At 44.3% G+C, this 15,832-nt stretch carries 10 protein-coding genes; all 10 read left to right on the forward strand.

Annotated elements, in window-relative coordinates; genetic code table 11:
- Positions 1–45 precede the first annotated feature (45 nt).
- The gene (locus tag BP97_RS0125080; RefSeq protein ID WP_028551594.1) at positions 46–1,125 is read left to right on the forward strand and encodes a P1 family peptidase; all 1,080 of its coding nucleotides are present in this window, start codon (positions 46–48) and stop codon (positions 1,123–1,125) included.
- 239 nt (positions 1,126–1,364) lie between these two features.
- Positions 1,365–1,808, forward strand: coding sequence for an OsmC family protein (locus tag BP97_RS0125090; RefSeq protein ID WP_028551595.1), 444 nt, complete (start codon positions 1,365–1,367; stop codon positions 1,806–1,808).
- Positions 1,809–2,325: 517 nt separating this feature from the next.
- Positions 2,326–3,474 (forward strand): galactonate dehydratase, encoded by a 1,149-nt coding sequence (dgoD, locus tag BP97_RS0125100; RefSeq protein WP_028551596.1) that lies wholly within the window; start codon positions 2,326–2,328, stop codon positions 3,472–3,474.
- Positions 3,475–3,555: 81 nt separating this feature from the next.
- Positions 3,556–4,611, forward strand: a complete 1,056-nt coding sequence (locus BP97_RS0125105; RefSeq protein WP_028551597.1) for a tartrate dehydrogenase — start codon at positions 3,556–3,558, stop codon at positions 4,609–4,611.
- Between the two features lie 290 nt (positions 4,612–4,901).
- Positions 4,902–5,930, forward strand: coding sequence for a LacI family DNA-binding transcriptional regulator (locus tag BP97_RS0125110; protein WP_028551598.1), 1,029 nt, complete (start codon positions 4,902–4,904; stop codon positions 5,928–5,930).
- Positions 5,931–6,136: 206 nt separating this feature from the next.
- A complete protein-coding gene (locus BP97_RS0125115; protein WP_028551599.1) occupies positions 6,137–6,994 on the forward strand; it encodes a glycerophosphodiester phosphodiesterase family protein in 858 nt (285 codons plus the stop codon).
- Between the two features lie 59 nt (positions 6,995–7,053).
- Positions 7,054–8,388: an ABC transporter substrate-binding protein gene (locus BP97_RS0125120; RefSeq protein WP_028551600.1), complete on the forward strand. Its 1,335-nt coding sequence runs from the start codon at positions 7,054–7,056 to the stop codon at positions 8,386–8,388.
- A 118-nt stretch (positions 8,389–8,506) separates the two neighbouring features.
- Positions 8,507–10,321 carry a right-handed parallel beta-helix repeat-containing protein gene (locus BP97_RS0125125; RefSeq protein ID WP_036746506.1) on the forward strand — a complete coding sequence of 605 codons (1,815 nt, stop codon included), beginning with the start codon at positions 8,507–8,509 and terminating at the stop codon, positions 10,319–10,321.
- A gap of 371 nt (positions 10,322–10,692) precedes the next feature.
- Entirely contained in the window at positions 10,693–12,831 is a 2,139-nt protein-coding gene (locus BP97_RS0125130; protein ID WP_156043310.1) for a hypothetical protein, read from the forward strand.
- A 40-nt stretch (positions 12,832–12,871) separates the two neighbouring features.
- The gene (locus tag BP97_RS37350) at positions 12,872–15,781 is read left to right on the forward strand and encodes an Ig-like domain-containing protein (protein ID WP_051620953.1); all 2,910 of its coding nucleotides are present in this window, start codon (positions 12,872–12,874) and stop codon (positions 15,779–15,781) included.
- The last annotated feature ends 51 nt before the right edge of the window (positions 15,782–15,832 follow it).

Below are 15,832 nucleotides of genomic sequence, written 5' to 3' on the forward strand. Positions count from 1 at the left end.
GGAAACACTGGAAGTACAAATATCACGATATGGAGAGAATAACGAATGAGCAAGAAGCGCTTTCGCGATTACGGCTTCGCTGTTGGGAAACTTCCAACTGGTAAGTATAATAGTATAACTGATGTCCGAGGGGTAGCGGTTGGCCACGTCACGCTGAATATGAACCTCTCAGGCACAAGCGTTCGGACAGGGGTTACAGCGATTTTGCCGCATCCTGGGAATCCTTTTCGGGAAAAAGTAGTAGCAGCGGCGCATATCATCAATGGTTTCGGCAAAACGACCGGGCTTGTACAGTTGAACGAGCTTGGAACACTAGAGTCACCGATTATGCTGACCAATACGTTCAGCGTTCCCGCAGTGACGGAAGGCACACTTCAGTACATGATGGCGATGGATGAAGGGATCGGCGACCAGGATGGCTCATTGAATGTCGTTACCGGGGAATGCAACGACAAGCTGTTGAATGATATGAGAGGACTTCATGTACGACCGGAGCATGCCGTCGAAGCGATCCGACAAGCACGGTCTAATCAGCCTGTCGCGGAAGGTGCTGTAGGAGCAGGTACCGGTATGGTGTGCTTCGGTTATAAAGGGGGAATCGGCACTTCCTCCAGACGGGTGACGGTGGAGGGTAACGACTACCATATTGGGGTACTGGTGCTTACGAATTACGGGAAAGATGAAGACCTGACTATCCTTGGGCGGCCAGTAGGGACTTACCTTCGTCAGAAATCGCTGGAGCGGGGGAATAACGACGGCTCAATCATTATAGTCATTAGTACGGACCTACCGCTCGATGCCCGTCAACTGCAAAGAATTGCAAAAAGAGCCGGCTTCGGCCTCGCGAGAACGGGCTCCATCGCTCATCACGGAAGCGGGGATATAGTGATCGCATTCAGCAACGGCAACCGTATTCCGCACACACCAGAAACCGGGTTCTTGACATTGAAATGCATTCGTGAGGATGGACCGCTTATGTCTGAATGTTTTCGCGCGGCCGCTGACGCAACCGAGGAAGCTATCTATAACTCCTTATTTATGGCTGAGACGACATTGGGGCGAGGCGGAAGTGAGGTTCACTCCTTCCCTGTAGAGGAAGTACTGTCTATTCTCCGTTCACCGTGAATGGGGGAGCAGCTTGGTGATGCTGAAGCAGCGGCAGCTGTGCTGACAGGGAATGGACATGAGAATACAATCTATGAGTTAGTTCAAGAGGAAATATTTGAGTAGAGAATAACCTGAACCAAAACAAGATGAAGGAAGCACCTTCTTTCAGTTAATGGGCAGTTTAAATTTATATTAACACTATCGGAATTATATGATATTATTATGTTAAATTAATACATACTAGAGGAGTGAGTATCATAGCTATTACAACATTCAAAGCGACTGCACATTTGCAAGAGGGCGTAGTCGTCAAAGTTCGTTCAAGAAATTTCGAGTTTACGATTGATGAGCCCAAAAGCTTAGGAGGCACAGATACTGGAATGAATCCAGTAGAAGCCTTACTTGGTTCATTGGGTGCTTGCCAATCCATTGTAGCCAGAGTATATGCTAAAAAATTTAATATTCGTCTAGATGATTTTTGGGTTGAAGTAGAGGGGGATCTCGACTTAGATGGATTCTTTAAAAAGTCGGATGTTCGTCCTGGATATTCTGATATCCGATATACTTTCCATATCAAAACAGATGCAGCCAGAGAACAAGTCGAGGAATTTGTCAAGTTTTTGGAAGAAACATGCCCGGTCGGAGATACAGTAGCTAATTTAGTAAATCTTAAATTAAGCGGTATTATCATCGAAAATTAATCATTCACTAACAGGAAACAATAGCTCAATAACCATCAATTTAAGGCTGCCGCGAAAATGTACGGCAGCCTTGTTCTGCTATCGGGCTTCATTCCTATTATGAAGAAATACGAGGTTTGAGAATGTCATCTCATAACTAGTCAAAGACGGGAGGGGCCAAAATCAGAGAAACGTGAGGATCTGAGAATAAAGCGATTTTCAAAAGAGGGGGAATAGTTACAAATAAAGTAAAGGAAATATCTCCTTAGGGACGAATATTATGTATGACTAGCAGTTCATATATAAAGAGCAATAGTGTAATTAAATTAAAAAAGGAGTCGAATTCGATGATTCGTGAAGCTGAAAAGACCGATAAAGGTCAATTATTCGAACTCTATAGAATGTTAGTACCGACCGACGCCAACCATTTTTTACTTGCGTCAGAGACCGCATGAGTTCTTTGAAAGGGAAGGATATAACGGATCAATAAGTAAAGGTTTCAAAAAATATCTATAAACTAAAAAGTAGGTGAAACGTGATGAAAATCAAATCGCTGGAATTGTTTAAAGTTCCGCCACGCTGGCTTTTTCTAAAAATAACTACGGATGACGGTTTGGTCGGGTGGGGAGAGCCAGTCGTAGAAGGGCGAGCGGATACCGTAAAAACAGCAGTAGAGGAACTAAGCACGTATCTCATTGGTCAAAATCCGCTGCGGATTGAAGATCTTTGGCAAGTAATGTACCGTGGAGGGTTCTATCGCGGAGGTCCCATTTTAACGAGTGCGATGTCCGGAATCGAGCAAGCTCTTTGGGATATTAAAGGCAAATATTATAATGCTCCTGTATATGAGTTGTTGGGAGGAGCTTGTCGCGATCGTATACGTGTCTATAACTGGATCGGTGGCGACCGTCCGAACGATGTGAAAGAAGCTGCTCGTAAACAGATCGAGGCCGGGTTTACGGCTGTAAAGATGAATGCTACAGAAGAGCTGCACTATATTGATTCTTTCGACAAAGTCCAAGAGGTGCTAGATCGGTTCGCTGCAGTTCGTGAAGTGGGAGGAGCCCAATTCGGCATCGGCATTGATTTCCACGGGCGGGTACACAAGGCAATGGCTAAAATATTGGTCAAGGAACTCGATCCTTTTCGGCCGATGTTTATTGAAGAACCAGTCCTTCCAGAGAATAATGAGGCGCTAAAAGAAATTGCAAAATACACTTCTGCACCTATAGCTACCGGTGAGCGGATGTATACGCGCTGGGGCTTCAAGGAATTACTGCAGCAGGGGATCGTCGATATAATACAACCGGATGTTTCGCATGCCGGAGGGATCCTAGAAACACGTAAAATTGCAGCCATGGCTGAAGCTTACGATATTGCTTTGGCACCACACTGTCCGCTCGGCCCGATTGCTTTGGCAGCGTGCCTTCAAGTTGATGCATGCTCACCTAATGCTTTTATCCAAGAACAGAGCCTCGGAATCCATTACAATCAAGGCAGCGATTTGCTCGACTATCTCATAGACCCCAAGACATTCGATTACAAAGAAGGATTCGTCACCATTCCCCAAGGCCCGGGTCTTGGTATTGAAGTGAATGAAGAGAAAGTTCGTGAAATGACTCAAATCGGGCACGATTGGAAAAATCCAGTCTGGCGTCATGCGGATGGCACGGTTGCTGAATGGTAGAACGCTTAAGAACTGCACATTTCGTAAGCGATTACAAAGGAATGATCAATGCACCTTAATCAATAAGGAGTTGAGTATTGGATGAAGCAGTATGAGATCGCAGTTATTCCTGGTGATGGTATAGGAAAAGAAGTAGTGCCCTCAGCAACGGAAGTGCTGGACGCAGTTGCAGAAGTACACGGAGGAATTTCATTCAAGTACACAAACTTTTCATGGAGCTGTGATTATTTTGAGCAGCATGGAAAAATGATGCCGGATGATGGGATGCAGATATTACAAAATTTTGAAGCCATATTTCTTGGTGCTGTAGGCGATCCTCAGCGTGTACCGGATCATGTTTCGTTATGGGGGCTGTTAATCAAAATTCGGCGTGAATTTGAACAGGTCATTAACATTCGTCCAGCGAAATATTTCCGCGGGCTCGCTTCTCCACTCTCAACTCCGAAAGATTTTGACCTCTTGGTTGTCAGAGAGAATAGCGAGGGAGAGTACAGCGAAATCGGTGGGCGCATACATAAGGGTGATGATGAAATCGCGATTCAAAATGCGGTGTTCACGCGAAAAGGAACGGAACGAGCCATCCGGTATGCGTTTGAATTAGCCCAAAAACGGAGAGGGCACGTCACCAGTGCTACCAAGTCCAATGGAATTGTGTACTCTATGCCGTTTTGGGACCAAGTGTTTAAGGATGTGAGTCGAGCGTATCCTGAAGTGCAGACGACATCCGTTCACATTGATGCGCTGTCTGCCTTCTTTGTCACTAAGCCTCACGTGTTTGACGTAGTTGTCGCAAGCAATTTGTTCGGAGATATTTTAACCGATATTGGAGCCGCTATCATGGGCAGTATCGGAATTGCTCCGGCTGCCAATATCAACATAAATGGCAAATATCCATCTATGTTTGAGCCAGTTCATGGCTCAGCACCAGACATAGCCGGACAAGGCATTGCCAATCCGATTGGGCAAATATGGACGGCGAAGATGATGTTGGACCACCTGGGGCATCAGGAGATGGGACAGCATCTTTTGAAGGTAGTGGAGGACGTGACCCAATCTGGAGTGAAGACGAAAGATATAGGCGGCATGTTAACAACGAAACAAGTGACCGAAGAGATCATATCGAGATTGAAACGGTGACGATGAGCTTATGATCACAAGCCCAAGTGGATATATCGAACTAGGACGCAAACAAAGGAAAATAGTTGGAATTCAATAAAAGCAAAAGTGCATTAAATAAGTCTTAAAAAATATTGGAATCACCTCAGGTGGTTCCTTTTTGCTTTGAATATATCTAAGCATAGTTGAGAGTCCATAAGTTTATTTTCTAGATCTTTAATGATTAGTAAACTATGAGAAACAAAGTTGAAAGCGAATTTCCAGCTTGATATAATATGTTTACTAAATATCGGTATAAAAGGAGTAACCATGTGGTAACTATAAAGCAAATATCTGAGATTGCAAAGGTTTCTCAAGCCACTGTTTCCAGAGTATTGAATGATGATCGTACGCTGATCGTGACGGAAGAAACGAGAAGAAACATTATAAATATTGCTAGAGAATATAATTATGTGAAGAAAGAAAGAAAACGCTCGAAACAAAACAAGAAGATAATGGCTACAGACAAGGTAGCAGTACTTATATGTCATATAGAGGATGAAGGGAATAATCTGTATTTTACTTCGATTAAACAGGGGATTGAGAAGGAGTGCAAGGAGCAAGGCTTAATGCCTGTTATCTATAGCATTAACACGCTAAATCAGCAAGAAATAGATGAGCAGTTCCAAGGGATCATAGTAGTAGGGAAAGTCCATCCCAAAGCAGTCGAAAATGTTAACAAAGGATCTAAAAATATTGTATATGTCGGTTATTCGCCAAATGAACAAGCCTATGACTCGGTAATAGTGGATTTAGAAAAAGCTATGGAATCGGTGTTGGATCATTTAATTAACCATAGCTATAAGAAAATTGGCTTCATTGGCGGATATTCAAGGGAATACCTGAACATAAACGACACCATTGAAACGGATGACAAGCGGTTTATATCTTATAAGCGAAAGATGAATGATTTGGAACGGTTCCAGGAAGAGCATGTGTATTTGGGTGAATATACGATGTCTGAAGGATATCGATTAATGAAAAGCGCGATTGATTCCGGAAATATGCCCGAAGCCTTTATAGTCGCTTGCGATCCTATGGCAGTAGGTGCGCTCAAAGCTCTCCAGGATCAAGGGATTAGTGTGCCAAATCAGGTAGCCTTAGTATCTTTTGATGATACAGAGATGGCTCAATATGCAAGCTGTCCGCTGAGCTCGGTGAAAATTTATTCGGAGGAAATGGGTCGGGCTGGAGTGCAGCTGTTAATGAGCAGAGACAAGGGGAGGGAAATCCCCTACAAAATAATGATTCCTACTGAATTGACCATACGAAATAGCTGTGGAACGAAAAAAGAAAGATGATTTCCTGATCATAAAAATGCATGCAGTTCTATACGATGACTCGCAAGATGGACGTTTTAAGGAAGCGGCCCCTAGCGGGTCATTTGTGTTTTCATTAGTAAATTTACCGAAATTTAATAAATATTTTACACATTATTTATTGATTATTTTACTAAATAGTAGTTAAATTATGATGAGTAAAGAAACCAATATTAGGAGGCTGATCAATGAACAGAAACGATATTACTAAAAAATTGTACGAGAGAAAATTAGCTAAGGAAGTATTAATTGCAGTCCACCGGGGATGCGGAGGGGGGAACATCATTGAGAATACAATCCCCGCTTTCGAAATCGCCTTGAAGTATGGTGGGGATATCATTGAGGTGGATGTTGCAAAATCAACGGATGGCAAACTGTATACCATCCATGAAGGCCAAGAGGAGCGTTTGTTTTTTAGTAAAGATAATGTTCAAACACTGTCATCTCAAGAGATCGAGAATTTAAGTTATAGAAACGGGAACTCATTCAAGGTCAAACAAAAGGTGGAAGAGCTAGAAGAGGTACTGAAGCACTTTCGAGGGGATACTTTGATCAATTTGGATCGAGCGTGGGAATTTTGGGATGACGTCTTCGAATTAGTAAAAAAATGGTCGATGTTTGATCAAATCATAGTGAAAAGTCCGGTGACAGAAAAGTATTTGGACTTTATGGAGCAATATGAGATACCAGTCATGTACATTCCGATTGTAAAAAACGAACGGGAATTAGCCCAAGTGCTGGAAAGAAACATTAACACCGTTGGGGTTGAAGTAATAATAAGCTCGGAAAAAAGCGATTTTTATAACTTGGAAATCATTAAGGAGCTAAAGAAGAGGAACTTGCTCGTATGGCTGAACGCCATTCGCTTGAATGACTCTACTATTCTCACACTAGGCAGTGATGACGATAAAGCGTTACTACTCAGCGAAGATGATGGATGGGGGAGAATTCTGGATATTGGCGCCGACATCATCCAGACCGACTGGCCACTACACTTAGCTTGTTATTTACAAAAGAGAAGAATGTTTACTAACCTTAATTCATAAATTCTGTACATATCGGTCTATAATTTAGTAAAATTATATGTGGAGAAGGAGACACTGATATGCGAAAATTAGGGATCATTCTGCTTTCTAACATTATAACATTATCTATGATTGCTGGATGCAGCCAAGGGGAGCAAGCTGCTCAGAGCAAAAACGATACCGGTACAGTAGAATCAGGTAAGAAAGAAACAGCGAAGGTTAATGAAGAGCCCGTGACTCTAAATCTATTTGCAGGTCAAGACCTTTCCGACGATCTATGGAACCTGCTGCTGCACGAGCCATTGAAGAAAAAGTATCCATATATTACGGTTAATATAGTAAAAAAAGGAAAAGGGATTCAAGATTTGGTCGCTGGCGGTGCTAACTTTGATCTTTACACCGAGTTTCAAGGCTATCTCGGAAACCTGATACAAGTAGGCTTACTTGAAGACATTACACCATACGCGAAGAAAAATAATATAGATCTGAATCGTTTCGATCCGATCTATATAAATGCATTAAAAGAATATTCCGATAAGGGAGAAGTTTATGGATTGCCCTATTACAGGCAAGCGAATGCTTTATATTACAATAAGGATATTTTCGATAAATTCGGTGTACCTTACCCCACAGACGGAATGACATGGGAAGATACGATTGAATTGGCAAGGAAAGTAACCAGGCAGGATGGCGGGATACAATACTACGGTCTGGATCCGGAGCATGCCACTCGCTTAGCGTTTCCATTATCACTCGTCATATTAAACGGTAAGACGAATAAAGCGGAAATCAATAATGATCAATGGCGCAAAGTATTTCAAGTCGCGCAAAGCATGTATTCGATACCAGGAAATATCCCTAAAAAAACAACGGATCTGAATGGCGGCGGCATCGTCCGTTTCATGACTGATCGGAACATTGCTATGCTGGCAACGATTAACATTATTGACCGGTTGAAGGATGCTTCGACTAACGGACTCAATTGGGACATGGTGCAGTACCCTAGCTACAGCGGAATGCCGAATGTTTATGGTATGGTCGATTTCGCAGTTATCGGTGCGACCAAAACAAGTAAAAATAAAGATGCTGCAATGAAAGTCATAGAGGTGTTTACCTCCGATGAGGTTCAACTGCTTGCTTCCCGAAAAAGACCTGTCCCAAGTCCCCTCGTGAATCCGGAAATGAAGACGCAGTTCGCTGCAGATATACCCTATGCCCAAGGGAAAAATATTCCGGCATTTTTCAAAAGTACGCCTGCTCCCGCCCCACGATTCAGCGATTACTACACCAACGGGCGAGATATTCTGAACAAGTATTATGATGACTTCGTACTTGGTAAGAAGGACATGAACACAGCGCTTAGGGAAGCGGAAGAAGAACTCAACCAGAAAATAGGGGAGCTTTCTAAAAAATAAGACAAAGCTATCCATGATACTGCAGGAACAAGACTTCAAGAAGCGGGAATTTTCCGGTAACGATGAAAGCGGTTTGTTGTGCTTAGTAGGATATTTTGGGTTAAAGGAGAAGGTCTGCATGTTAGATAATGATCAAACGAAGAAAAATCTGATCAGCCGAAGAAAGTTGCTCTCCTCTATCGGTGCGTTTGGGGCGATCGGCGTTGCCATGACCCTAGGCGGAAAATCTATCTATTCAAGCTCACCTGACGTATCAGCCTCAGTTACACAATCCGTTTATGGAAGTGGTAATGGAGGTGTCACGGATAACGATAATTTTTATAACGTGGCTTATTATGGGGCGACAGGAGATGGCATCCATGATGATACGACTGCATTCGAGACTGTACTTCAGGAAATAAGGGTCAAAGGCTTCGGCACATGCTTTGTTCCAGCAGGTTCGTATATTATTACCCGCCCCCTTCAACTCTACAAGAATACCACCATACTAATGGACGACAACGCCGTACTTAAGAAAATGGGCATTCCGAATAGTAACTTGAAGCTGTTCTCCAATGGGCAACTGGGCAATTCCAATTATGCTTCAGGTTATAATGGAGAGGGCAACATCACCGTTATCGGCGGAACGATTGATTTGTGCGCTAACGTGAATTTGCCATCCGACCCAAGCAGAGGATTCATGGCATTTGCCATCGGCCATGCTGATGGGATTCACATCGAACGGGTCCGTTTTGTTAACGGACACAATGGTCATATCATAGAGTTTAACTCCAGTAAAAATGTTAAATTGATTCATTGCAAGTTCGAAAATCAAATCATTACAACATCTGGCATGTTTGAAATGGTCCAGATCGATTTCGCTTCCAAGGAATCTTTCCCGAGTTTCGGAGCCTATGATGATACTCCTTGCCAAAATGTTTTGATTGAAGGATGCACTTTTGCTAACGGACACCGCGGTGTTGGTGCGCACGGCTCTAAATATAACAGTGAAGGAAAGCAAGTTTTTCATGAAAATATCCGAATCGTCAATAATCACTTTGTCGATCTCGCGGATGTGGCCATTAGACCTGAAAGTTTTTTCAACTCTGTCATATCGGGTAATACGATTTCAAATGTTGGGGGACACGGAATACCCATCTATTCATGCAGGAACACGATCATTTCTAACAATGTATTGCGCGGAACAGGATTTCATGGAATCGTTGTTACGAAAGCAGGCGATATTAATGATCCGTCCGTTTACATCACCGTAACCAATAATGTGATTTCGGATGTTATGAACACTGCTCTCCGCGTCATCAATGGACAGGATATCCTGCTTACGGATAATACTGTATATAATGTGAAGAGGGAAGGTATTTATGCTAGTGCAGCAACCCGCTTGATCGCCAAAAATAATCATTTACGCGGAATCTCCCAGGAAAAGAGTGGGCTTTACAGCGGTATTCATCTGGATGGATGTACAGGTTCGAATATTTCAGCCAACATTATCAATAATGATGATTTTAACAGCAAATATAGCTATATTGTACTAATCGCATCTAATAATCATCATACGGTTGTTAACGGAAATTTCGGTCTATCCGGACTAAGCGGTCTCATTAAGGATGATGCGTCCGGAACGCTGGTAACTACCAATCCTACAGAACAGTTTTTAACAGGAGTCATCAACATAAGCAGTGGAACCATTGATCTGAACGATGATATACGAAATTACAAATCGATCCTAGTTGCCACTGGCGCTGTTGCGAACGGGAATTTAAGGCATGAATCGGCACGCGGTTGGTCCACATCCGGATTTCGGCCTGGAACAGATTTTATTAATGTCTCCACGGCAAACGGGACCTTAGTAGCATCCATACTAACTGAAACAAAGCTACAACTAATAAGCTCAAGCGATCCCGTAAGGTATATCATAGGCATCAAGGGGTAGATAAGAAGGTACTATCCCGAACGTACTATCCCCTTCAAGTAGACACTCTAAAAAAAACCATGGGCTTATCATGGAGAAGAAGAGTGAACTTGAAGGGGATTTTTCTATGTCGGTGTGTTCATAGCGATATTGCCCTATAAAAGAGGACAAATCCCCCCATAAATGTATTGCGACCTGAATTTAAGATTTATTAGTGAATGCCATGATGAAAAATTATCAATGGACAATTGATTGAAGCACCATAGGATTGTGTTTGGAAGCGTTTACTGAATGGTGTTTCGTGATCAAATGCTCTCTGAAATCAGGCTTTCATTAAATCGTCTATGTGTGGGGGTGCTATTGTGTGTAAGAGGTTGCTACGAGCTACAACAATGTTCACAATCTGGATGGTTCTTCTAGCAGTAGTTGTGGGTAGCTTGCCCATTGAGAAACGGATTCAAGCGGCTGAAAACCAAGCTGACTGGAATGTCCTGATCGACGATTCGTTCGAGGGTTACAGTATGGGAACGAAGGCGGATACGGTCGGTTACAGTGTGTATAGGCCGATGATCGAACCAGGCAACGCGGGTGTTCTTAAAGGGGATGCCACGGTGGTGGAGCTGCCAGGGAAATCGGAAAAGGGCTTATATGTCTATGATAACTATAATTCAGTTAATGAAGCAGTTTATAGGAATTATACGAGTGTTGTAAGGACTTTTGATAAGCAGGAAGGGATAGTGAAAGCAGAAATCTCTTTTATGCAGCCGGGACCAAAACGGGAACGAACGAAGGTGCTTAATCTGTTAAGCAGCGATGGCGATTATATAGCCAGAATTACGGCGGACCCGGGGCAGGAGCAATTTGTGTTCGATTCGAAGACAGGACCGGACAATATGTATCCGTATGAGCTGAATCGCTGGTACGATATTACGCTCATTGTCGATATTGTGAATGATCAGGTGCTTGTCTATGTGGATGGCAACCTGTGCTTCTCCAAAGCCCCGACGGTTGAAGTGCGGAGTGACGGTACAACGACCAGCGAGAAAATCAGGCAAAATATCGCCATGCTCGAAATGGTAACAGCTGGAGGTTCACCCAATCCGGTCAATGCATTTTACGTAGACCATATCAAAGTATCCTCTAAGCCTCCTGCGGTTAAAGCACTGGCTCCAACTGATGTGAGGGCATACCCGAGGGATAAGGAGATTTATGTTGAGTGGCCTCCACTTGCCAGCGCCCGGAGCAATAACGTATATGTCGCCACGAAGCCTGATGCGAAGGATGAAGAATATGTGAAAGCCGTTAGCAAATATAACAAACGGAATATGCCTAATGACTATGTATCCATTAACAAAATCGGATCCGATTCGATACAAAATGGGAAGACGTATTACGTCAAAGTGACTCAAAACACAAGGTTGCTAGCCAACAATAGTGACACAGAAGTAGAAAGCGCACTGCGTGAGTCCAAGGCGGTTGCCGTCACTCCTGTTGCAAGAATTGGGCTGAATTCTCCAGCATCTAGTGTCATTGACACCGTCTATGTTAACGACACCAAAAATATAGCAAGCTGGTCCATACAAAGCAATTTGATTCAAGGAAGTCATCCTTTCGGCGATACTTCGAACGTTATAACCAAATTGCCTGAAGGGTATGTCGGGTTAGATTGGGTACAGACGGCAAGCGCCTCCAATGCCTATTCATCGACGGAAGAGTTAGCCTCATTCGTCTTGGTGGATGACGCCGACGTCTTCGTGGCCGTAAATCGTAAGACATTGGCTGCGAGTCTTGCTTGGTTTTCCGCCTGGAAATTAACGGGGGATGTAATTGAATTGGATGGCGGAGCAGAGGTACTTGATATATACCAGCAAACCTACGCGGCCCAATCAGAGGTTAGTTTGGGGAAAATCGGGCAGAAGAACGGCACCGGTTATTTCATCCTTGTGAAGGGGCGCTCCATCCGGCTGGATATCCTAGAAGAAGTGGTGGATTCAGCAAGTTACACCGTATCGGGAACCATCTTCAGCAACATCAATCTGAGTATCCGATTGAATGGCAAGGTGGTCATGGAATCAGCGCCATATCAGGCCCATTCTACCTTCGCGCAGGACATGGAGCTGCAGCCCGGCCTCAATGAGATCGAATTAAAGGGCAAGCTGGACTCCGGATCTATCTGGACAAGAAAGCTGCAGGTCCAATATGAAGTCATCTCCGGCAGAATAAGCTTTACGGATTCGAAGGGAAACGAGCTTTCCGGTTTGGTTCCTGGTTCGACTAACATGGTCAAAACGGAATTAGTCAATCAGTCGTCCAGCAATCAATCTTTTATCGTCATCTTTGCTCTTTACAACGACAAAAGCAGTATGATGAGTTACTCTACGGTGTCGGTCCAGTTGGCGGCAGGAGAAGCCAAAACCGTATCCACCGGATTACAAGTTCCGTCTGTTGGGTCCGGGTACAAAGTAAAAGCTTACGTATGGGACAGCATACGAGGCATGAAAACACTTGGCAGCAGCAGCTTGCTGAAATAACTAGGCGTAAGCTTGTATAACGATTTTTTGGAGGCTCGCGATGAAAATAATAATATCGATGATTCTGTGCCTGTTTATTGCTGCTGGTGCAGTTCCAATGACTTACGGTGCGCCGGAACCTCTCACGGCCTTTCCCGGTGCGGAAGGGGCCGCCATGTATATAACCGGGGGACGGGGCGGTCAAGTCTACGAAGTGACCAGCCTGGAAGATTACAAGTCCAACGAAACCCCGATTCCAGGGACGCTTCGTTACGGTTTGTACAAAGTGGCCAATATCAATAGCGATTTGAAGGCAACAACTATCGTGTTCCGTGTCTCGGGAACGATTCATTTGAAAGAGAAAATAAAAACGAACGTATACAATTTAACAATTGCTGGCCAATCTGCACCGGGAGATGGTATCACGATTGGAGATTATTCCGTTTCCTTGGGCGGCTCTAACATCATTATTCGATATCTCCGTTTCCGCGGGGGCTTTGCAGAGCTGGATGATACGTTTTCTCCGAACGCTCCCAAAATGATGATTGATCATTGTTCGTTTAGCTGGAGTACGGATGAAGTATTGTCAACCAAGGATAAAAGCAGTATCACAGTGCAGTGGTCTATAATCAGCAATGCGTTGAATATGTCCATACATGATAAAGGTGCTCATGGCTACGGCGGTATATGGGGCGGAACGAATATGACCTTCCACCATAATTTAATTGCCAGCAACAACAGCAGAAATCCGCGGTTGGACCGGGATTTTCGATTGGAGAAAGATGCTCCGCTGTTATTTGATCTTCGTAATAACGTCTTCTATAACTGGGGAGCCAACAGCGGTTATGGCGGTGAGAATGCGACCGGCGTCAATATCGTCAACAACTACTATAAACCTGGGCCTGCGACGTTCAATAACGTGAAGAACCGAATTTTCAACCCTTCATCCGAGCAGCCGGGAAATTATTATGTGGATGGGAACTATATGGACGGTTATCCGGAAATAAGCGCGGATAATTGGGCGGGAGGCATTCAGCCTGATTATGGAATCAGTTCTGTGCAGCGGCTGACCAATCCGGTTCCTATAACTTATAAACTGAAGGACAATACGGTTGTGGATACATCAGTTCATACGGATTCCACTGCAGACGTGTATGAGAAAGTGCTGAATGGGGCTGGGACCGTGCTGCCCAAACGGGATTCTCTTGACGCCCGGATTGTCAATGATGTAAGAAACGGAACTGGCAAATTTGCCAATACCCCGGATGGAGACGGCGGATTTCCAACACTGAAGGAGATGGTTTTTCCAGGCGATTATGATCAGGATCATGACGGCATTCCAAGCGAGTGGGAGAGGGAGAACGGTCTCAATCCTCTTGATGCTGCTGACGGCAATGCAGTTAGCGGGAACGGCTATACGAACTTGGAAAATTATTTAAACAGTATCCAAAGCAATGGTTCGAACAACCCTACAGTGGCTATTACAAGTCCTATTCATAATGCGATGCTTCAATCAGGTCAAGATATCGTCATTGAAGCTGCTGCATCAGATAGCGATGGAACTATCGACAAAATGGAATGGTTCTACTACGATACGCAAGCTATGAAGCTTAATTCGCTTGGTACATCGACATCCGCACCCTATTCCTTCACCTGGAAGAATGCTCGGGAGGGCACCTATTATTTGTATGCCAAAGCAACGGACGATAGTGGCACGCAGACCCTATCCAGCATGACTATTATTCATGTTAATGGAACAGGTGATATAGCTCCTTGGCAAGCTACGGATATCGGAGTCGTCCAGATCCCGGGAACAGCAAGTGCTTCCGGCTCTACGATTACTGTTAAAGGATCGGGAGAAATCGGGGCAAGCGAGGACGGCATTCATTCGTCCGATGCCTTTACTTTTGTTCATGAAGAGCTGAAAGGAGACGCAGAATTCATTTCTTCGTTAAACTTTCAGAATCCTTCCGAATATGACAACGATGTAAAGGCCGGACTCATGCTAAGGCAAGATCTGAACACAGATTCGCCCTTCGTGATGATCGCCATCATGAAAGAAGAATATTATGGGACGCGAGTTCACTTCATGACGCGGTCTGCAAAAGGCGAGCTGATGACTTCGACCGTCAAGCCTGACATTCAACTTCCGGCGTTGTTGAAATTGACAAAGTACGGGGACGAAATCAAAGGCTTCATCTCTACGGACGGGGGTTCCTATTGGGAGAATGTCGGTACGACCACTCTGAAGCTGCCTGAGACGGCATCTATAGGGCTAGCCTTGGACGCAACCAAAAGTACGAATAATTTTGACTACTACAATACGACAGCATTTGAGAATACTAGCCTGCTTAAAGTCCCGAAGCTCTCTCTCAATAACCCATCGTCCGAGACCGTGAACACACCGGAATATACCCTTTCCGGGCATATAAGTGCGGCTACAAGCTTGATTATTAAACGAAACGGAGAATTGCTGACTCAGCCTCCTCTTAAATATGATGCGGAATCGGATTTCCAGCATTCCATAACCCTTATTGAAGGGGCTAATGAGCTGGAGATAGTCGTGAGCAACACTAGCGGACTTACCCGCACCATTCCCATCCGCGTCTTTTACGACAAGTCAGGGGAAGGCAACGTGTTTAATATAAGCGATGTGCAATTGAAAGGATGGGAGGGGCAGCCTGTTGATACGTGGAGCCCGCTGCAAGATGTTCAGGTTAGCGCGAACCTGACAAGTATTTCGGATACGGCCAAGGATGCCGTGTTTGTCATAATGCTTCAGGATGCCTCCAATCAAACCATCAGCTTCTCATACACTCTGGAATCGATACAGGCCAGAAAAACTCAAGAAGTGACGGCCACATTCAAGCTGCCGCAAGCCATAGCAGATTATAAGCTATCAATTGTAGCTTGGGACGATCTTCAAAACGCAATGCCTATCTCTAACATGGTTACACTACCTTCATTCTAGGAAGGAGGGGAGGGGCGACAAGTTCTACGGGATCTGACGCTTCCGTTTCCC

Origin of the sequence: Paenibacillus sp. UNC451MF, from assembly GCF_000686845.1 — a bacterium.
Classification (GTDB): Bacteria; Bacillota; Bacilli; order Paenibacillales; family NBRC-103111; genus Paenibacillus_S.